Origin of the sequence: Haloarcula sp. CBA1122, assembly GCF_009741785.1 — an archaeon.
In the GTDB taxonomy this organism is placed as follows: Archaea; Halobacteriota; Halobacteria; order Halobacteriales; family Haloarculaceae; genus Haloarcula; species Haloarcula hispanica.
Window position 1 is genome coordinate 16,913 of the sequence record NZ_WPCB01000034.1, and the last position, 19,918, is coordinate 36,830.

Sequence of the window (19,918 nt, forward strand, 5' to 3'; positions counted from 1 at the left end):
CAGCGGCTCACCACCCTTCGGGGAGTTTATTAGCTCCGTGGGCCACGACACACCTAATGAGTGGCGAGCAGGAACTCGGCATTACCGAGAGCAAGGAGCATTCACCCGGCGAGTGGTACGCCGAGGTCGTCCAGAAGGCCGGCCTCGCGGACTACGCCCCCATGGGCGGGTTCATCGTCACGCGACCACGCGGCTACGCCATCTGGGAGCGTATCCAGAACAACCTCGACGGCTGGTTCAAGGACACCGGCGTCCAGAACGCCTACTTCCCGCTGTTTATTCCCGAGAGCTATCTGGAGAAGGAGAAAGACGTCGTCGAGGGGTTCGACCCCGAGGTCGCGTGGGTGACCCACGGCGGCCACGATGAACTCGAAGAGCGCCTCGCGGTTCGGCCCACCAGCGAGTCCATCATCGCGCCGTTCATGGCCCAGTGGACCCGCTCGCACCGGGACCTCCCTTTGCGGTTGAACCAGTGGTGTTCCGTTGTCCGGTGGGAGGCCACCGAGACGAAGCCGTTCTTCCGCACTAAGGAGTTCCTCTGGCAGGAGGGCCACACTGCCCACGCCGACGAGGACGGCGCGTGGGAGGAGACGATGACTCGTCTAGACCAGTACGCTCGCCTCTACGAGGAGGTCATGGCGATGCCGCCGCTGAAGGGCCGCAAGCCCGAGCACGACAAGTTCCCCGGGGCACACACCACGACGACCATCGAGACGCTGATGCCCGACGGCAAGACCGTTCAGGCCGCCACCTCTCACTATCTGGGGACCTCCTTCGGCGAGGCGTTCGACATCACATACGCCGACGCCGACGAGGAGGAGAACACCGCCCACACGACCTCGTGGGGGCTGTCCTGGCGCGCGATGGGCGCGCTCATCATGACCCACTCCGACGACCAGGGGCTCGTGCTCCCGCCCGCGCTCGCACCCGATCAGGTCGTCGTCGTCCCCATCTGGCAGGAGGACAACAAGGACGAAGTCATCGACTACGCCGCCGACCTCGCTGCCGAACTGGACGAGGCCGGCGTCCGCGTCGAACTCGACGACCGCGAGCACCGCAATCCCGGCTTCAAGTACAACGAGCACGAACTACACGGCGTTCCTCTCCGAATCGAAATCGGTCCCCACGAGGTCGAGGACGGGGAAGCCACGCTGGTCCACCGGCCCGACGGTGAGAACGCGACCGTCGACCGCGAGAGCATCGCTGACACCGTTACCGACCACCTCGACACTGTCCACGCCAAGCTGTACGCCGACGCCGAGGAGACGCTGGAGGGCGAAATCCGCGAGGCTGAGTCCCGTGAGGAGATTCTGGGCACTATCGGCCAGCACGGCGGCTACGTGAAGTGTGGCTGGTGTGGCGACGCGGACTGTGAGGAACCGATCAAAGACGCTATCGCGGCCGAAATCGTGATGGTTCCCCTCGACCGCGACGAGGAGCCGATCCACGACGACTGCGCCATCTGCGGTGAGGACGCCGAGGAGACGGCGTACTTCGCGAAGAGCTACTGAGAAGGCGGGTGCTTACTCTGGTATCCGGTCCAGAAACGCGCCGGCTTCGGCCCGGCCCGTTTCCATGAGGTCCTCGATGAACCGAGGGTCGCGGTCGCGCTTCGAAGCTGCTGTCAGCTTTTCATCGAGTCCCAGTCGCCGTATCTCGATGTGTTTGAAATCGTCCGGGAGATACCCCTTTTCGACCCATTCGTTGACCTTCCGGACGAAGAACAGCTCCTGATTCAGCGAGAGATTCCCCGATAGTTCCTGCCGGCGGTCGGTGATCTCCGCAAGCGATGTCGGTCGGTCGTCGCGGGTCTGTGGCTCGATCTGGATGACCCAGATCTCGTCCGGTTTCGGTCGGTCGCTGGTCAGGAACTCCCGGATCGGTGGGTTCTGTGAGAACAGGCCGTCCCAGTGCCAGTGACCGTTCAGTTCGACGGCTTTGTACAGCAGCGGGAACGCGGCCGAGGCCAGCACCGTCCTTGCTGTGATGGCATCGTCGGTGAACGTCTCGAACACGCCGCTGTTGACGTTGACCGTGCCGACGGTCACATGCGGTGGTACCTCGTCGGCGAGACTGTCGAACTCGTCGAACTCGATGTGGCGGTCGAGCAGCGATAGGAACCAGTCGTGGCCGACCGCTCCTGGCGTCGCGTAGGGCGAGATGTCGGCCGCAGGGACCATGAGATTCTGTAGTCGCTTGCGCCAGACGAGCGACTCGTTCAGCAGGACCGAGGGCGGTGTCGTGGCGGCGACGTCACACCAGACGTCTCCCAGCAGCTTCTCGGCGTCGTCGGGGCCATCACTGAGCAGTCCGTACCAGGCCGTGACCGCACAGAGCGCGCCACCGGAAGTACCACTCAACCCCACGAGATTGTACTCGTTGTCGACAGTTGGTAGGAGTCGTTGCAGCACACCGGCGGTAAACGCACTGTGGCTGCCGCCGCCCTGACAGGCGATGGCGACGCTGGGTCCATGACCAGACATGGTTTAATTCATATACGAGGGGCTTGCATAGATAGTTGCCGGCCCACCGATACTGCCGGCTGTGAGCCGGTGAAGTGTCTTGCCACCTCTGGGTAGCGGGCATCTTCACTAACACAGCCGGCAGTATGAAGGAAGGATGGGGTCGGGGAGCGTGTGACATTTTCCTCCGTGCCCCCGATGACCACTGCTGTCTCTATGTATATAAATCGCCGTCAGACTACAGTCATACAAACGCCAAACGGCGAACAGATACCGTCGTGGGAACCGTGGATGTATCGCCCATTCTGGGTCATCAGCGGTGGGCCGACAGCCCCGACGTGATCGACCAGTCGGGATGCGGCGTCGGGGAGACAGCGAGCGACTGGTTGGGTGGTGCATTCGTCGGCGCGAGCGCGGAATATTAAGACCTTATATATTTCTCTGCATCGCTGCAATCGGTAAATATCCGGAACCAACACGGTTATACCTCGCCCTATGTTATCGGCTGTCATGGACGACGTGTTTGTCGGACGAATTATGTCATCGCCTGTCACCACTGTTGCTGCTGACGCGAACGCGAAAGCGGTCGCCAAGCGGATGCTCGACGAGAACATCAGCTCTGTTGTTGTCGTCGACGCTGACGGAGCGTTGTTGGGGATTCTCACCTCCACGGATTTCGTCGAAATCGCCGCAGAAGGTGGCGATACGACGGCGCTAGACGTGTCTGACTTCATGACGACGGAGCCGGTTACAGTAACGGCAAACGACCCCATCGAGGCGGCCGCAAGCCTGATGCTGGACCACAGTGTCCACCACCTCCCTGTCGTCGATGAGACGGAAGGAGTCGTCGGAATGTTGACGACGACTGATATGACGGCCTACGTTTCGGGTATCGAGCAGTCATCCGCTCCTGTGCTCGGCTGAACAGCGTGTGAACCGCCAGCCTGCGGACGACCGTTTATAAACCATGATACAGTCCCAACAATCGTTATAAATATATACTCCCTAATGTGGGGTTAAACAACACTAATACCATTAGGATTACCCTCTTATAGTGGCATCCCCAGTCGTGAAACACATGGTTGAGCGACAGACAGGTCTCTCTGCAGGCGACGCCGGGCTTGCAGATCCCACGGACGAACGGTCGAACTGTGGCGTCGGGGTCGTCATGGACCTCGACGGCCAGAGCGACCACTGGGTTGTATCGGACGGACTCGAACTCCTCGACAACCTCGAACATCGAGGGACGACAGGAGCCGAGCAAGATACGGGCGACGGAGCGGGCATCATGCTCCAGATCCCCCACGAGTTTTTCGCTGCCGAAGTCGACGCCGACCTGCCGCCTGCCGGCGAATACGCCGTTGGCACGCTCTTTCTCCCGAAAGACGACGAGGTCGCCGGGAGTCTGAAGGACCTCGTCGAGACGGAACTCGCCGCAGAGGGCCTGGACGTCCTCGACTGGCGCGACGTCCCGACTGACAACAGCGACCTCGGCGCGACGGCGCTCGAATCTGAGCCAGACATCGTCCAGTTTTTCGTCACTTCCGCGACGGGCAAGACCGGCGACGCCTTCGAGAATCAACTGTATATCGGCCGCCGGTCGCTCGAAAACACCGTCAAGGAAGCGAAACCACCGGGTCACGAGCGCTTCTATGTTGTCTCGCTCGCGACCGACGTAGTGGTGTACAAAGGCCTGCTCAAGGCCGAACAGCTCGAAGACTACTACCCTGACCTCGAAGACGAGCGGCTGCAGTCCACGTTCGCGATGGTCCACGCCCGCTTCTCGACGAACACGCTGGGCGCGTGGCACCTTGCCCACCCCTACCGCCGTGTCATCCACAACGGCGAGTTCAACACGATTCAGGGGAACATCAACTGGATGCGCGCTCGGGAGACTGACATCCAGAGCGACGAGTTCGAGGGCGACTTAGAGAAAATCAAGCCGATTATCGACGACCCCGAGCAGTCGGACACCGCGAGCGTCGACAACGCGCTCGAACTCCTGCTGCAGGGCGGCCGCGACCTCCCCCACGCGCTCCGGATGCTCATCCCGGAGGCCTGGCGCGGCGAGATGAACGACGTGACCGGTGACCGGCGTGATTTCTATGACTACCACGCCTCGCTGGTCGAACCCTGGGACGGCCCGGCGCTCGTCGCGGCCACCGACGGCGACCGCATCGGTGCCGTGCTGGACCGGAACGGGCTGCGCCCGTGTCGCTACGACGTGCTGGAGGACAACACGCTCGTGATGTCCTCGGAAGCCGGCGCGCTGGAACACGACGCGAGCGAGATTCGGGAACGCGGCCGGCTCCAGCCCGGACAGTGTTTCCTCGCCGACCCCGAAGAGGGGCGTGTCATCCCCGACGCCGAAGTGTTCGACGACATCACGGACGACAAGTACGGCGAGTGGGTCGCCGAGGAACAGGTCGCCCTCGACGAGGTCGCCGACCGCGGGGACAACGCGCCCCGGGACCCCGCGGATGCCCTCCGAAGCCACCAGGCCATGTACGGCTACACGTACGACGAGGTCGACCACCTCATCGAGCCGATGGCCGAGAAAGGGAAAGACCCCGTCGGCTCCATGGGCGACGACACGCCGCTGTCGGTCCTCTCGCAGTTCAACCGTCCGCTGTTCACCTACTTCAAGCAGCTGTTCGCCCAGGTGACGAACCCGCCGCTCGACTACATCCGCGAGGAACTCGTCACCTCGCTGGAATCCCGGCTCGGGTTCCAGCGCAACATGCTCGACGAGAGCCAAGATCACGCCCGCCAACTCGTCCTCGACTCGCCGATCCTCACCGACGAGGAGACGGCGTCGATCAAGGACCTGGACGCGAACGACATGTCAACGAAAGTCCTCGACATCACCTACGAGAAGGGCGGTGACCTTCGGCAGGCCGTCGAAGACGTGCGGGCCGAAGCCGACGCCGCTGCCAAAGAGCACGACATCCTCGTGCTCTCGGACCGTTCGGCCAGCGAGGACCGCGTGCCGATTCCGAGCCTGCTGGCCGTCGGTGGCGTCCACCACCACCTCGTCCGCAACGGCCTCCGCAACCACGTCGGGCTCGTCGTCGAGTCCGGCGACCCGCGTGCGGTGCATCACTTCGCGACGCTCATCGGCTACGGCGCTGGCGCGGTCAACCCCTACCTGGCTTACCAGACCATCGAGGATCTGGTCGCTGGACCGGACGGCGCGGACCTCGCCGACGCTATCGACGCCTACATCACCGCCGTCGAGGACGGCCTTCTGAAGACGATGGCCAAGATGGGTATCTCCACCGTGGAGTCCTACCAGGGCGCTCAGATCTTCGAGGCCGTCGGCCTCTCCTCGGACTTCATCGCCGAGTACTTCGAGGGGACGACCTGCCGGACGGAGGGTATCGGCATCGAGGAGATCGAGGACGACCTCACCCAGCGCCACGAAATCGCTTGGAGCGAGGAAGAGCCGGAGATGCCCCGCCAGGGCGAGTACGAGTTCCGCTCGAACGGCATCCACCACCAGTGGAACCCCAACACGGTCGGCAAGATCCAGCAGGCTGTCCGCATGGGTGACTACGACACGTACAAGGAGTTCGCCGAGCTGGTCAACGACCAGAACGAGGAGCTCCAGACGCTCCGTGGCCTGCTTGAGTTCGACTCCGACCGCGAGTCCATCCCCATCGAGGACGTCGAGCCGGTCGAGGACATCGTCGAGCGCTTCGAGACGGCGGCGATGTCACTCGGGTCGCTGTCGCCCGAGATGCACGAGAACAACGCCATCGCGATGAACCGGCTTGGGGCCAACGCCAACACCGGCGAGGGCGGCGAGCCGCCCGAGCGGTTCGACACCGAGAAGGAGTGTACCACGAAGCAGGTCGCCTCCGGCCGCTTCGGCGTCACCTCGGATTACCTCGCGTCGGCCGACGAGCTCCAGATCAAGATGGCGCAAGGTTCGAAGCCCGGCGAAGGCGGCCACCTGCCCGGCAAGAAGGTCAACGAGATGATCGCCCACGTCCGGTACGCGACGCCGGGCGTCGGCCTCATCTCGCCGCCGCCGCTGCACGACATCTACTCCATCGAGGACCTCAAGCAGCTCATCCACGACCTCAAGGCCTCGAACCCCGAGGCCGACATCAACGTCAAGCTGGTCTCCGAGGACGGCATCGGGACCATCGCGGCCGGCGTCGCCAAGGCCAACGCCGACGTGGTCCACATTTCGGGCCACGACGGCGGGACCGGCGCGTCACCGAAGACCTCCATCAAGAACGCCGGGCTCCCCTGGGAGCTAGGTGTTTCGGAGGCCAACCAGATGCTCCGGGCCACCGGCCTGCGCTCGCGCATCAAGGTGACCACCGACGGCGGCATGAAGACCGGCCGTGACGTGGCCGTCGCCGCCCTGCTCGGTGCCGAGGGGTACACCTTCGGGACCGCCTCGATGGTCACCTCGGGCTGTGTGATGGCTCGGCAGTGCCACGAAAACACCTGCCCGGTCGGCATCGCCACGCAGAACGAGAACCTCCGCGAGCGCTTCCCCGGCGAGCCACAGCACGTCATCAACTACATGACGTTCGTGGCTCAGGAACTGCGCGAGATCATGGCCGAACTCGGCTTCGAGACTATCGACGAGATGATCGGCCGACCGAGCGTACTCAAGCAGCGCGACGACGTGAGCCAGCCCAAGGCCCAGAAGCTCGACCTCTCGGGAGTCATCGCTGAGCCGGCCGACAACGACGGCCGCTACAAGCAGCGCGAGCAGACCCACGAGGTCGACGAACAACTCGACTGGGACCTCATCGACGCCGCCGAGGACGCCATCTACAGCGGCGACCCGGTCGCTATCGACACCGATATCACCAACGTCGACCGTGCGGTCGGGGCGACGCTCTCGAACCGCATCTCCCGCGAGCACGCAAGTGACGGCCTCGCGGACGACACTATCCGGGTCGACTTCGACGGCACGGCCGGCCAGTCCTTCGGCGCGTTCCTCGCACAGGGCGTGACGATGGAACTGACCGGGACGGCCAACGACTACGTCGGCAAGGGGCTCTCCGGTGGGAAGCTCATCCTGAACACGCCGGACAACGCTCCCTTCGACCCGGCGGAGAACATCGTCATCGGCAACGTCGCGCTGTACGGCGCGACCCAGGGCGAGGCCTACGTCAACGGCATGGCCGGCGAGCGCTTCGCCGTCCGAAACTCCGGGGTCAAGGGCGTCGTCGAGGGCGTCGGCGACCACGGCTGTGAGTACATGACCGGCGGCGCTATCGTCGTGCTGGGCGAGACGGGCAAGAACTTCGCGGCCGGGATGTCCGGCGGCGTCGCCTACGTCTACGACCCCGACGGCGAGTTCGCCGAGAAGGCAAACACCGGCATGGTGTCGCTGTCCGATACCCTCGAAGGCAAGGACCGCCAGATGATTACCCGACTCGTCGAGAACCACGCCGCCTACACCGACTCCGACCGCGCGGCGGAACTGCTCGATGACTGGGACGCCGAAGTGGAGAACTTCACGAAGGTGATGCCCGACGCCTACGCCGAGGTCATCGCCGACCGCGAGCGCGACGACGTGCGCAACGAGCCGCCGGCCAAGGCCGCGCCGAGTGCCGAAGCCGCCGAAGCCGACTTCGCCGCCTCGACAGACGACTGACGCGCGGTTATTCGTCGGTTTTGGATATCAGTCGGCAATAGCTCGCTTTTTTCGATCACAATTGAGAGGGAGGTCCGGTAGCCCTAGTGCGACACTGTGACAATCAACCGCTGGCTCTATAGCCGTCGGGCCAAAGTGCGGGACATGGTCCCTGTAAACCAACCGTGGTATCGCATCGGAGCACAGCATGAGTGACATCCCTGACCCTGGCCCTGATTCCGGGTCGGATATCGACATCGATGTCGGCCGCGGCCTCCGTATCGGCGTCAGCATCGTTGTTGCCCTTGCCGTCGCAACGGCCCTGTTCGGTGGCTATCATCAGGTCCCCGAAGGCCACGTCGGCGTCCAGAAATCGTTCGGCGCGGTAACCGGCGCTGAATTCCAACCGGGCGCACACATCATCGTGCCTGTCAAGGACTCGGTCCAGGACGTGGAAATCCGGCCACGGACCTACACCATGGCCAACACCGAGGGCGAAGGCGACAGAGCGGCCCAATCCGATGCGGTGACCGTCCAGACGATAAACGGGACGACGGTCGACATCGACATCACCGTCCGGTACAAGGTCGAAGAAGCGGACGCGTCAGGGTTCGTCACGGAATGGCGGAACGTCGAACAGGCGGAGGAACGGCTTATTCGACCGTCCGTTCGGTCGCAACTCCGTGACGAGGCCGCCGGTATCCAGACAAGCGAAATATACACCAACAGCGGCCGCGAGCGGCTTGGTGAGGCGGCACAGCAGAAACTCGAATCCGCGTTTGAGGGCGAAGCGCTCGTCCTCGAAGAGGTACAGGTCCGTGACGTCGACCTCCCGGACTCGTACGACCAGGCGCTCAACGACAAGGAAATCGCCAAGCAACGCGTCGAAGAGAAGAAGTTCGAGATTCAACAGGCCGAACGCGAGAAGAAACGTCAGGAGATTCAGGCCGAAGCCGACGCCCGGGTTATCGAGATCCGCGGCGAGGCGCTTCGGGACAACCCGGTCGTGCTGAAACAGCAGTACGTGCAGAGCATCGACGATTCGGATAAGGTCATTCTGGCGACTGACGACGAGGGGACACCGATTATCCTGCAGACTGGCAGGAGTAGCGGCGGAAACACTTCCAGTGCCGATACGGGGTTCTCGACAAACGTGACGAACGCAACGGGCGGGAACTGACCACAGGCAAGAAGGAGCGCCTCGTTCGTTTTTGTCCCGCTGTGCCGGGTACCTGTCGAGTCATGCAGTTAATTCCTGTCGGATAATAACCGCGTTCGACGGGGTGTGCACGACTCGGACGGTTACCGTGTCGCCCGACTGCAAGTCACAGTCCCCGCCTGCGATTCGGAAGATGATAACGTCACCGGGGCGGAACTCGTCCGTAACCAGTGCCCCGGTATCATCGGCACCGCGCTCCGTGAGCGAGCCAGTGCTCTCGTCGAAGAGATCGTCGCCCTCGATGTTGTCACTCTGTGGCCGGTCACCGGATTTCGCCGGCAGATTGACTAACCGCCCGTGCTTTTCAGTTCCGTCACCGCTACAGTCGGCACTGACTGCCACTTCGATATCCGAGACACGGACGACATCTCCAGCAACGTGCGTGATACGGACGATGCCCCCGTCGAACCCATCCTGTGCGGCGAACTCACCGTCTGATTGGCCGATTACGGGCGCTGTATCATCCAACGTCTCCGCGAGGTCAACCGTCGCCATAGACAGCACTGCCGCGAGAACGACAGTTACCGCCACGAGAAGGATAACTGAAATGACCGAAGAGACAGCACGCAACTGACCCGTCACTGGGTCTGCTACTATCCGGTTACATAAAAACACCCGCAACGGGACTGGCGTGAGACGTCGTCTTGAACCGTACATTGCCGGTTCTATCATCGCATTCTGCGGAGAAACCGGTCGTCTTGCCGCCCCGGCAAACAATCGGTATCGACTGTCGGACCTGCGGCAGACTCCGGCGGTGAGCCACACTGTTTTGCTGGTCCCGTCCGAGCACAGCGTATGGACAGCGTCCTCGTCATCGGCGGCGGCAGGTTCATCGGCCGACACACGGTCACCGAGTTCCGCGACGCGGGCTACGACGTGACGATGCTCACCCGCGGCCAGCGCTCGAATCCGTTCGCGAACTCCGATGTCACTCACATCAAGGGCGACCGGAACGAGCGGGACACACTCGAAACCGCCCGCAAGCAGATCGATCCCGACGTAGTCGTCGACTGCGTAGCGTATTTCCCGGAAGATGTCCGGGCGGCGACCGACGTGTTTGCCGACGTCGACGCGTACGTGTATATCTCAAGTGGTGCGGCCTACGGCGTCGAACGGACGCCCAAGCGGGAGGGGGAGACGCCGCTTGCGGGCTGTACCGAGGCGCAGGCGACAACCGACAGCGCGGAGACCTACGGGCCACGGAAAGCTGAAGGCGACCGCGAGGTGTTCGCCGCCGCGGAGGACGGCGTGCGGGCGATGAGCGTCCGGCCGACCGTCGTGTACGGCCCCTACGACTACACCGAGCGGTTCGCCTACTGGGTGGACCGCGTGGCCGAGTACGACCGAATTGTGGTACCTAGCGACGGCCTCAGTCTGTGGCAGATGGCCTACGTCGAGGACGTGGCGAGCGCGCTTCGCCTCGTCGCGGAGCGAGGGACGGCCGGCGAAGCCTACAACGTCGGCGACGAGCACGCGCCGACGCTCCGGGAGTGGGTTGACCTGCTCGCCGGAGTACATGACACGTCCGTCGAGACCATCGGCGTCGGCGAGCGTGAGCTCGCGGCGGCGGGACTGGACCCCGACGACTTCCCCATCTACCGCGACTCGCCGCATCTGCTGTCGACGGCGAAGCTCCGCGACCTGGGCTGGTCGTCGACGCCCCACGAGACGGCGCTGGCCGTGACCGTCGCCGAGCATCGGGAGAACGACCGAACCGGCCGGGAGTTCGGCCCGGACCGAGACACGGAAGCGACGCTTATCGACCGCCTGACCGGGTGATCACTACGCCCGGCGGAGCGTCGTGTGCTTGACCTCGTAGTCCTCCAAGAACGCGCCGTATCCGCCGACAGCGATGTGGTCTTGTCCGGTGTCGACGACCAGCGAGTTCTCGAACCCGAAGTCGCTGTTGTGCGGTTCGACGAGGTTCTGTCGGACATCGACCACCTCGCCGGATATCACTTCGAAATCGTCGTCGGAGCCTGTCGGCCGCGCGTACAGGTCGGCGACGACGGACTCGCCGGCCCGGAGCGCGAGCGTGGTCGTGAACACGACGGGGCGGAACATGTCGTACCGGGCCGGAAGCGATGGCGGCCGCGAAAGGAGGACCTCCTCACCTATCGGCCAGTAATTGCCCAGGTAGGAACCGACTAACACCGCCGCGACCGCCTCCTGCGTGAACGTGATCGCGTTCGTTTCGTCGTGGTCCCAACTGAGCATCGTCGACGGAGAGACGAACCCGCGCTGCTGGTCCGTCGCAAGCAACGAGGGCGCGCCGTCGAGGCCGAGACGGACGGCGTTGGCGACGCCCTCCAGTTCCAGTTCCGTCGTTGCCGCGTCGTAGCTCGACAGCGTCAGAAGCACGAGGATGCCCCGCTCGCGGGCACGGCGGAGCGTGTCGCGGATCTCCGGGAGCCGACGGGCCGGGACCTGGAGCACGACCTCGCATTCGGCGGCTTCGATGTGCTGTTTCAGGCGCTTGATGATGGTCGGTCTGGATTTGACCACCTCGAAGGAGTTGTCGTCGGCCGAGTTGTTCTCGTACCGGGTCTGTACTGCCGTCTCCAGCGTGTCGAGTTCGCGCTTCAGCGTGCCGAAAGCCTCCGACGGGGGCGTCGCACGGATGACCGTCGGCGTCCGGTGGTCGTCGACGGTGACGAAGCCGTCCGCGGCCAGCGAATCACAGATGTCGTACACGTAGCTCTTGGAGACCCCCGCTGTTTCAGCCACCGTCCGGGCTGTCGCCGGTCCCGTTTCGACGACAGCGAGGTAGGTTTCCGCCTCTGTCTCGGAGAGTCCGTACTGTTGGAGTCGGTCCCGGACGGCCGCGTTGGGTTGGCGTGTGGAGTCAGGCATAACTGTCCCGCTCAAACCGTGTTAGCTGGCTTCGTGTCATTGGATCGCTGTTTCAGATAGCATCACTGAGTATATATAATGATTTGTGGGCGTGCGAGCGGGCCGGCGTGCCTCTGGACGTGGCGGTCCTTTGATGTCCGGTGGCCAGCGGAAACACTGCGGAGTCGGTCGCGGGAACCGTCTCAGGAACGCTGCCGGACCTCGTCGAGCAGGTCGACGACGTCTTCCATGGTGGGGTCGCGGCTGGTGTTGTCGCCGTTGCCATTTCCGTTCCCGTTGTTGCCGTTGTTTCCGCTCCCGTTCCCATTGCTCTGACCGGGGTTGCCCCCTGACCCGTTCGGGAGGCCCGGAACAGGGTCCGGTTCGGTGATGCTCGCCGTGTTCTGGACGGTGAGCGTGGTCGTCGGGCCGTCCTGGCCGACAGTGAGTTCGTACTCGCCGGCTTCAACGACCTTCGGGACGACTCCGAGCACGTCACCGGGGACGATTTCTAACGCCGTCAGGTCGGCGGTCACGTCCACCGTGGCTGACTCGCCGGAATCCAGCGAGACGCGCTCGTAGCCGAGCAGGCGGCGCTTCGGCTGGAGCACCGAGCCGTAGGACTGGGTATTGAACACTTCGACTATGTGCTCGCCGGCCATCCGGCCGGTGTTTGTCACCTCGACGCCGACGGTCACTTCGGACTGGTTGGCCGGGTTGCCGACGGTGGGCTGTGTGATCGAGATGCTCCCGTACTCGAAGTCAGTGTAGGAGAGGCCGTGGCCGTACTCGTAGATCGCAGTGTTGTCCGTTCCGCCCGTCGACGTCGGCTCGTAGCGGTTGTACTGCACGGGCGTCGTGCCGACGTTCTCGGGCCAGCTGAACGGGAGCTTGCCCGAGGGGTTGTACTCGCCGACCATCGTCTCGGCGATGGCGACCCCGCCGTCGCTGCCGGGCTGGCCGGCAAACAGGAGGGCGTCGAGCCGGCTGAACGTCTCCGGGGACCCCCGCGGCGCGCCGGCGAGCATGACGCCGATGATCGGCGTCGAATCGTCGGCGGACGCGACGACGGTATCCAGAAGCGCTTGCTGGGACTCGTCGAGTACCAGTTCGTCACGGTCGCCGAAGCCTTCGTTGTGGGTCCCCTCGCCGATAACGACGACCACGGCGTCGGATTCGGGGGTCGCCGACTCGACCTGTGACCGCTGTTCATCGGTGAAATCGAAATTCCCGTTCTCGTCGCTCTGCTGGTTCTCGCCGTCGCCCTCGCCGGCCCACCAGGTGGTGTTCTCATATGAGGTGGGGACGTGGGTGAGACTGCCGACGCGGGATCGCAGCTCTTCTTCGAGGAGATTCTGGCGGGGATACGGGCCGCCGGCGCTGGCCCCCTGCCAGCCCAGCGTCCAGCCGCCGTGTTGCATCAGCGCGCGGGTGTTGTTGCCGTCGCCGTCGACGCCGGGGCCGGTCAGCAGGACGCTCTCGTCGCCCGACAGCGGGAGCGTGTCCGCGTCGTTTTTCAGGAGGACCAGCGACTCCTTGGCCATCGTTTCGGCGGTCTCCTGTGCGCCGCCGAGCACGTTGCCGATGCGGGACTCGTCGACTGTCGGCTGCTCGAACAGGCCGAGGTCGGCCTTCAGTTCGAGGATGCGGCGGACCGCTTCGTCGATGCGCTCCATCGGAATCGCGCCGTCTTCGACGAGACCGACCACGGTGTCGATGAACTGGACTGGGCCCGGCGCGTCGCCGCCGTTGCCAATCATGTACATATCCACGCCGGCGTTGATGGCCATCTCGGTCGCCGTCTCGAAGTCTGGCGCGTAGTCGTGGTTCGTGATCATCCGGTTGAGGTCGTCCCAGTCCGAGACGACCATCCCCTCGTAGCCGTAGGTGTCCCGGAGCAGCGTCGTCAACAGCCAGTGGGAGGCGTGGGCCGGAACTCCGTTTATCGACCCGCTGTTGACCATCACTGTCCCGGGTTCGGACTCCAGCGCCTCCCGGTACGGCGGGAGGATGTTCGTCCGGAGGTCACGCAGCGACGTCGAAGCCGGTGCGCGGTCGTTGCCGTTGTTCGGGACCGAGTAGGCCGCGAAGTGTTTGACACACGCCGTCAGCCGGTCGTCGTCCTCAAGCGCTCGCGCCCGCGCTCGCGAGACATCTGCTTCGAGTTTCGGGTCCTCGCTGATGCCCTCGAAGAAGCGGCCCCAGCGGGGGTCCCGCTGGAGGTCCGTCGTCGGTGCGAACGTCCAGTGTGCCCCCATCGACGCCGTCGAGTCGCTCGTGTGGCGCTCGGCCTCTGCGATCAGACTCAAGTCTCGCGTCGCACCCATGTTCAGCCGCTGGGGGAACACCGTTGCCCCCTCCAGCAGGCCGTTTCCGTGTGTCGCGTCGACGCCGTAGAGGAACGGAATGTCGTGGTCGGCGTTGTTGAGGTTGTACTTCTGGAGAGCGTTGATGCCCTCGACCACGCTACTGGCGTCGAAGCTCGGCGGCTCGGCCCCACCCGAGAGGATCGACCCGATGCCGAGTTCGCTGAAGTACTCGCCGACCGTGTCGACCCCGAAGCTGTCGGGCACGTTTGATTCCTCCGGCTCCGCCTCGAAGGAGCTGATCGCGACCTGTGTCATCTGGGCCGCTTTCTGCTCCAGTGTGAGGTCGCCGATGAGCGAATCGACGTCCGGTTGCGCCGCGGCGGTCCCAACACCTGCGCCGGTGGCGGCCGCTGCCGTGGCCACACCGGTCGCTTTCAGAAATGTCCGCCGAGACGCCCGCATACCGTCGTCAGTCGTGTCATGTGCCATGACAGGCGCACCCAAACAGTGATGTTAATAATTGTTTTTGGAAAACTGGCGTGTAATTGTTGTCAAAAGATTTCGGTTACTGCACAGTCGGACCGCCAGTTGCACCTAAACTGTTTTCACGCGTGCCCGGAGACAGGCAACCATGTTCGAGAAACGCACCTGGATTCGCCTCCCCCGGAACGTCGTGGTCGGGCACGGAGTCCTCGGGCAGACGATAGAGGCCGTCAGCGAACTCCACCTGACCGGCCGACCGCTCGTCGTCTCCAGTCCGACGCCACACGATGTCGCCGGCAAGCGGGTCGTCGCACAGTTCGAGGACGAGGGGTACGACCCATCCGAGATCGTCATCGAGGAGGCCAGTTTCGACGCCGTCCAGCAGGTCATCGACCACGCGAGCGACATCGACGCGGGCTTCCTGCTTGGTGTCGGCGGTGGGAAAGCTATCGACATCACGAAGATGGCGGCCGACGACCTGGGACTGGGCTTCGTCTCGGTCCCGACGGCCGCGAGCCACGATGGCATCGTCTCCGGCCGCGGCTCTGTCCCCGAAGGTGATACGCGCCACAGCGTCGCCGCCGAACCGCCGCTGGCCGTCATCGCCGACACCGAGGTGCTGGCAGAGGCCCCCTGGCGGCTGACCACTGCTGGCTGTGCCGACATCATCTCGAACTACACTGCGGTTCGGGACTGGCAGCTTGCCCATCGCCTGAAGAACGTCCACTACTCCGAGTACGCCGGCGCGCTCTCCCAGATGACCGCCGAGATGCTCGTCGAGAGCGCCGACTCGATAAAACAGGGGCTGGAGGAGTCCTCGTGGATTGTCGTGAAAGCGCTCGTCTCCTCCGGCGTCGCGATGTCCATCGCTGACTCCTCCCGGCCGGCGAGCGGCGCAGAACACCTGTTTTCCCACCAGCTGGACCGGCTCGTCCCCGACGGCGCGCTCCACGGCCATCAGGTCGGTGTCGGCTCGATAATGACCGAGTACCTCCACAGCGGCCAGAAAGGCAAGTGGAAAGACGCCAGAGACGCGCTGGCGGCCATCGGCGCGCCGACGACGGCAGACGAACTTGGTATCGACGACGAGACGGTGATCGAAGCGCTGACCACAGCTCACCAGATCCGCGACCGCTACACGGTGCTCGGGGACGGTATGAGTGAAGAAGCGGCGATCGAAGCGGCGACGGTCACCGGCGTTATCTAAACCAGTTCCGCGACCGCGACATCGCTTGAGTCGTCCCATCGAATCGACGCTTCGGCCTCAGCGACCGTCTCGGCGTCACTGCCGCCGGGCGCGGCCCTGTTGATTTCGGCGTCGAACACGATACTGAGTCGATACACCGTCTCGGCGTCCGGGTCTGCCTCGTTTCGCACACCACAGATGGTCGCCCGAACCGCGTCCCGAATGGTACACGAGACGCCGGCTGTTTCGGTGACGACTCGTTCGGCCGCTGCCGCCGGCCGCTCGGCCCCCTGTGTCTGTCCCTGTGGTATCTCCCAGGACCCGTCGGCGTCGCTGAGTAGCACGTCGCCCGACTCGTTGTGGACGAACGCGTGTACGTCCACCTGTCCTTCCCGTGAGCGCTCGACAGCACGCTGGTACGCCTCCGAACCCACCGAAAAGGTGGTCTGGTCCACCGGCGTCGAGCCGAACTCCTGTTCGAGCCGGGCGAGGCGTTCCTGCACCCGCGCTCGCGAGCGCTCGGCTATCTCCATACGAAACGGTGCTTCGGCAGCGTAATAAATCCGCCTGAACGCTCTCACAGTTTGAAACTACCCTGTGCGCCGGCTGTGATCCCCCGTAATACCGTCCGTCACAGCATTCGACCGGACCTCTCAGACGTGCTCGTTGAGGAACTCGACGACAGCGGTGTAGGCCTCGATGCGGTTCTCCCGCTTGCTGATGCCATGTCCTTCGTCGTCGAAGACGAGCTTCTCCACGGGAACTCCCCGTTCGGCCGCCTGCTCGGCGATCTGCTCGGCCTCGCCGACCGGAACACGCGGATCGTTGGCCCCGTGGAGGACGAACAGCGGCGCGTCGATGCGGTCGACGTTGTTGGATCGGCGAGATGGATTCGAGGAACTCCCTGTCCTCGTCGAGAGAGCCGTACTCGGCCTCGCGGAGTTCGCGTCGCCAGTCACCGGTGTTCTCCAGAAACGTCACGAAGTTGGCGATGCCGACCACGTCGACGCCGGCCGCCCAGAGGTCGGGGTACTCCGTCAACGCCGCCAGCACCATGAAACCGCCGTAGGAGCCGCCCATCGCCACGATTCGGTCGGGATCGACAGCCGAGTGATTGTGGAGCCAGTCGACGCCGGCCCGTAGGTCCTTTACCGAGTCCATCCGCTTTTCGACGTCGTCGAGGTGCGTGTAAGCCTTTCCGTAGCCGGTCGACCCGCGGACGTTGGGCTCGAAGACCGCGTACCCCCGCGAGAGGAAGTACTGGGTCAGGCCCGAGAACGACGGGCGGCGCTGGCTTTCCGGGCCGCCATGGATGTCGACGATGACGGGCGTGTCGCCGTCAGCACCGGCCCCGTTCGCACCGTTCGGCAGGGAGAACAGCGCTGGAATCTCTCGCCCGTCGAAGGAGTCGAACCGGACGACCTCTGGCTCGATGAACGTCTCGCGCGGGATGCCGGCCGTCGAAGCGGCCGTCCACTGTTCGCTCTCGCCGGTTTCGGCCTCGACGACGAACACGTTGGTGTTGACCGTCCGTCCGGTGACGCTAACGGCGAAACGCTCGGCATCGGGGCCCCAGGCGACGCCGCCAGCCAGCCCGCCCGGCAGGTCCGGCGTCGGGAACGTCTCGATGGTCGTCGGCCCCGTCAGTTCGCCGACGGTGAGTTCGTTGTAGCCGTCGACGTTGCGCGAGTACACGAGACGGCCGCTGTCCTTGTCCAGCGCGACACCGTCGATGTTCCACTGGTCGTCCGAGCGCACGATGTCGAGGTCGCCGTCGACCGAGAGGCGGGCCAGTTCGAGCGTGTCGCTCTCGGCGTCGGTGACGAGATACACCGCATCGCCGTCCGGCCCCCACGACGCGCTCGTGTAGCGGACCTTCCCCTCGTGCGGCGTGAGATGGCTGAGGTCTCCGCTGTCGATGTCCAGCACGTAGATGTCCTGGTCGAAACTGGAGTGGGCCTCGCTGACCAGCAGTCGCTCACCGTCGGGCGAAAACCCGCCCACGGAGAGCCAGCCGTCGCCCTCCCAGACCAGTTCTGCGTTGTCGCCGGTCGCGTCGCGGTCCTGCACGTAGATGTCGAAGGCGGCTTCGTCGCGGCGGTTCGACGCGAAGGCGAAGCGCTCGCCGTCCGGCGACCAGCCGCCCCAGCGGTGTTTCGCGTCGGGCATCCCGGTGAGGTCGTGGACGCGCCCGTCCGCGTCGAGCCGGTACAGTTGCGCCCGCTCGTTGCCGCCCTCGTCCATGCCGAAGACGAGTTCCTGGCGTTCGGGCGAGAAGTCGACGAAGCTCACAGTGTCGTCGTAGAACGTCAACTGTTCGGGCCAGCCGTGGGGTTCGGTAAGCGACCAGAGCTGGGCGACGCCGGTCGTATTCATCAGGAAGGCGAGCGTCCCGTCCGGCGCGAACGAACTGCCGTAGGCGCTCCGGACGTTCAGATAGCGAGAGAGGTCGTACGCGGTCACAACCGGTGGGAGGGCAGGGACCGGCAAAACCCTTTGTGGCGGCCGTGTTCTGATTCAGCGGAACGCGGCGGCTGTTCTCCAGAGAGTCGCCTGAGTGGCTCCTCACCCTGCCAGCGGGCGTACGCGTACGAGGCGACGAGGAGGATGCCACCCAGCACGAGGAACGAGAGGGTCCGGGCGAGCGTATCGAGCCCCTGTGTGTCGTAGAGGAACACCTTGGTCGTCACCAGGCCGAGGACGACGACGCCCTGAAGCCGACGACTGCGGGCGTCCAGCGCGAGGCCAACCCCGACGAACGCGAGCCCCAGGACGGCCCACGCAACCGACAGCCCCGCCCCCCGAAAGCTCCAGTCCCAGAAGCACCACCGCGAGCCCGGTCGCCGTCCAGGCGTACGGCGCAGCCACCGAGAGTTCGCGGTCAGTGCCTGGCACCGTCGTCGATGCGCCGCCGAACCACCGACCGAGCGCGTAGAAGACCGCGATTCCCAGCAGGTATGCGGCTGGTCGCCCCATCGCGGTCGCCAGCGGGTCCGCGAGCGAGAACGCCGGTAATTCGGTCGCGTCCACGGCGAGCAGTTTGGCGACGGTCCCGACGGCGACGAGGTGCCCGCCGATACGAACTGCCATCGCGTCGTGGCGAGATCCGAGCGCCAGCGCCCCACAGAGCAGGAGGAGGAGCCCAGCGGTCGCGAGGAACGGGTCGGCCGCGAGGACGACGCTGACGGCGAGTAGCACGACGGCCAGCACCCCAGCCGCGCTGTCTTGCTGTCCGAGGCGTGACTCCGTGACGGCGTAGACGCCGCCGAGAGCGAGTCCGACTGCGCCGACAGCCACCCCGTCTGGCGCTGTCGGGATGAGTCGACGAACGACGCCTTCCAGCAGGATTGCGGCGAACACGGCATTGAGCCCCGTCGTCGCTTCCACCAGTCGGCGGTGCCATCGGTCCGTTCGGTCGCTCGCACGGAGCACGTACACACCAGCGGCGTAGACGGCGAACGTCGCGACGAGAACAGCGGTGGCAACCGCTTCGGGTGGCTCTAGCCTGTTCATCCAGGCGATGTGGAGCACGTAGGCCGGGAGGACGCTGCCGAGGACGAGCCGGCTCCACGGCCGGACGGCGGCGATGGTCACCAGCCCGGCCGTGAGAAGCACGACGTAGGCCGGCGAGACGACGAAGGACGCGGCGTCGAGTCCGACGTAGGCCGTGACGTATCCCAGCAGGAACGCCTCACCGGCAACGGCCGGCGCGTGGTCCCGCACCGAGAGAACCGCGGTGGCGGCCACGAGAGCCGTCAGGACGAGCAGGACCGCCCACAGCGGCGCTCCGATGGCGGCGCGGTACGACTCGAAGCCGTAGGC

Annotated in this window: 13 protein-coding genes and 2 pseudogenes; 7 read left to right on the forward strand and 8 right to left on the reverse strand. The window is 64.7% G+C overall.

What is annotated here, in order from left to right:
• Positions 1-56: 56 nt before the first annotated feature.
• Positions 57-1,511: a proline--tRNA ligase gene (gene proS / locus GJ630_RS13475; RefSeq protein WP_014039833.1), complete on the forward strand. Its 1,455-nt coding sequence runs from the start codon at positions 57-59 to the stop codon at positions 1,509-1,511.
• A gap of 12 nt (positions 1,512-1,523) precedes the next feature.
• Here proS and GJ630_RS13480 read toward each other — a convergent pair whose 3' ends face one another.
• Positions 1,524-2,483, reverse strand: a complete 960-nt coding sequence (locus GJ630_RS13480; RefSeq protein WP_014039834.1) for a patatin-like phospholipase family protein — start codon at positions 2,481-2,483, stop codon at positions 1,524-1,526.
• A gap of 489 nt (positions 2,484-2,972) precedes the next feature.
• On the opposite strand from GJ630_RS13480, the gene GJ630_RS13485 reads away from it, so the two are divergent.
• From GJ630_RS13485 to GJ630_RS13495, 3 genes are all read left to right on the forward strand, one after another.
• Positions 2,973-3,386, forward strand: a complete 414-nt coding sequence (locus tag GJ630_RS13485; protein WP_049942937.1) for a CBS domain-containing protein — start codon at positions 2,973-2,975, stop codon at positions 3,384-3,386.
• Between the two features lie 154 nt (positions 3,387-3,540).
• Positions 3,541-8,088 (forward strand): glutamate synthase large subunit, encoded by a 4,548-nt coding sequence (gene gltB, locus GJ630_RS13490; protein ID WP_191450043.1) that lies wholly within the window; start codon positions 3,541-3,543, stop codon positions 8,086-8,088.
• Between the two features lie 187 nt (positions 8,089-8,275).
• Entirely contained in the window at positions 8,276-9,247 is a 972-nt protein-coding gene (locus GJ630_RS13495) for a prohibitin family protein (protein ID WP_014039838.1), read from the forward strand.
• A gap of 60 nt (positions 9,248-9,307) precedes the next feature.
• Here the strand turns inward: GJ630_RS13495 and GJ630_RS13500 are convergent, their stop codons facing one another.
• On the reverse strand, positions 9,308-9,868 hold the full coding sequence (locus GJ630_RS13500; RefSeq protein WP_023843170.1) for a type IV pilin: 561 nt from the start codon (positions 9,866-9,868) through the stop codon (positions 9,308-9,310).
• A gap of 213 nt (positions 9,869-10,081) precedes the next feature.
• On the opposite strand from GJ630_RS13500, the gene GJ630_RS13505 reads away from it, so the two are divergent.
• Positions 10,082-11,065 carry an NAD-dependent epimerase/dehydratase family protein gene (locus GJ630_RS13505; RefSeq protein WP_050006891.1) on the forward strand — a complete coding sequence of 328 codons (984 nt, stop codon included), beginning with the start codon at positions 10,082-10,084 and terminating at the stop codon, positions 11,063-11,065.
• Positions 11,066-11,068: 3 nt separating this feature from the next.
• Here GJ630_RS13505 and GJ630_RS13510 read toward each other — a convergent pair whose 3' ends face one another.
• Together GJ630_RS13510 and GJ630_RS13515 are read right to left on the reverse strand one after the other, a co-directional pair.
• Positions 11,069-12,139: a TrmB family transcriptional regulator sugar-binding domain-containing protein gene (locus tag GJ630_RS13510; RefSeq protein ID WP_191450044.1), complete on the reverse strand. Its 1,071-nt coding sequence runs from the start codon at positions 12,137-12,139 to the stop codon at positions 11,069-11,071.
• Between the two features lie 182 nt (positions 12,140-12,321).
• Complete coding sequence (locus GJ630_RS13515) at positions 12,322-14,916, reverse strand: beta-glucosidase (protein ID WP_191450045.1); 2,595 nt, start codon at positions 14,914-14,916, stop codon at positions 12,322-12,324.
• Between the two features lie 142 nt (positions 14,917-15,058).
• Between GJ630_RS13515 and GJ630_RS13520 the strand changes: the two genes are divergently transcribed.
• A complete protein-coding gene (locus tag GJ630_RS13520) occupies positions 15,059-16,117 on the forward strand; it encodes an NAD(P)-dependent glycerol-1-phosphate dehydrogenase (RefSeq protein ID WP_129754902.1) in 1,059 nt (352 codons plus the stop codon).
• Here the strand turns inward: GJ630_RS13520 and GJ630_RS20620 are convergent.
• The 4 genes and pseudogenes from GJ630_RS20620 to GJ630_RS20100 all read right to left on the reverse strand — a co-directional run bounded on the left by GJ630_RS20620 (position 16,114) and on the right by GJ630_RS20100 (position 19,461).
• Positions 16,114-16,236 carry a hypothetical protein gene (locus tag GJ630_RS20620; protein ID WP_371727587.1) on the reverse strand — a complete coding sequence of 41 codons (123 nt, stop codon included), beginning with the start codon at positions 16,234-16,236 and terminating at the stop codon, positions 16,114-16,116. The genes GJ630_RS13520 and GJ630_RS20620 overlap by 4 nt on opposite strands.
• 9 nt (positions 16,237-16,245) lie before the next feature.
• Positions 16,246-16,629, reverse strand: a pseudogene (locus GJ630_RS13525) (hypothetical protein); the annotation flags it as partial.
• A 120-nt stretch (positions 16,630-16,749) separates the two neighbouring features.
• Positions 16,750-18,559, reverse strand: a pseudogene (locus tag GJ630_RS13530) (alpha/beta fold hydrolase).
• Positions 18,556-19,461, reverse strand: a complete 906-nt coding sequence (locus GJ630_RS20100; RefSeq protein WP_252718811.1) for a DUF2339 domain-containing protein — start codon at positions 19,459-19,461, stop codon at positions 18,556-18,558. The pseudogene GJ630_RS13530 and the gene GJ630_RS20100 overlap by 4 nt, the downstream one beginning before the upstream one ends.
• A 157-nt stretch (positions 19,462-19,618) precedes the next feature.
• Here GJ630_RS20100 and GJ630_RS20105 point away from each other — a divergent pair.
• The coding region (locus GJ630_RS20105; RefSeq protein ID WP_252718812.1) for a hypothetical protein at positions 19,619-19,918 on the forward strand (300 nt) is incomplete at its 3' end.

Excerpts from the sequence above, each read along its gene's own strand:
- proS (WP_014039833.1), top strand. The coding sequence starts at position 57 with ATGAGTGGCGAGCAGGAACTCGGCATTACCGAGAGCAAGGAGCATTCA.
- GJ630_RS13480 (WP_014039834.1), bottom strand. The coding sequence starts at position 2,483 with ATGTCTGGTCATGGACCCAGCGTCGCCATCGCCTGTCAGGGCGGCGGC.
- GJ630_RS13485 (WP_049942937.1), top strand. The coding sequence starts at position 2,973 with ATGGACGACGTGTTTGTCGGACGAATTATGTCATCGCCTGTCACCACT.
- gltB (WP_191450043.1), top strand. The coding sequence starts at position 3,541 with ATGGTTGAGCGACAGACAGGTCTCTCTGCAGGCGACGCCGGGCTTGCA.
- GJ630_RS13495 (WP_014039838.1), top strand. The coding sequence starts at position 8,276 with ATGAGTGACATCCCTGACCCTGGCCCTGATTCCGGGTCGGATATCGAC.
- GJ630_RS13505 (WP_050006891.1), top strand. The coding sequence starts at position 10,082 with ATGGACAGCGTCCTCGTCATCGGCGGCGGCAGGTTCATCGGCCGACAC.
- GJ630_RS13510 (WP_191450044.1), bottom strand. The coding sequence starts at position 12,139 with ATGCCTGACTCCACACGCCAACCCAACGCGGCCGTCCGGGACCGACTC.
- GJ630_RS13515 (WP_191450045.1), bottom strand. The coding sequence starts at position 14,916 with ATGGCACATGACACGACTGACGACGGTATGCGGGCGTCTCGGCGGACA.
- GJ630_RS13520 (WP_129754902.1), top strand. The coding sequence starts at position 15,059 with ATGTTCGAGAAACGCACCTGGATTCGCCTCCCCCGGAACGTCGTGGTC.
- GJ630_RS20100 (WP_252718811.1), bottom strand. The coding sequence starts at position 19,461 with ATGCCGTGTTCGCCGCAATCCTGCTGGAAGGCGTCGTTCGTCGACTCA.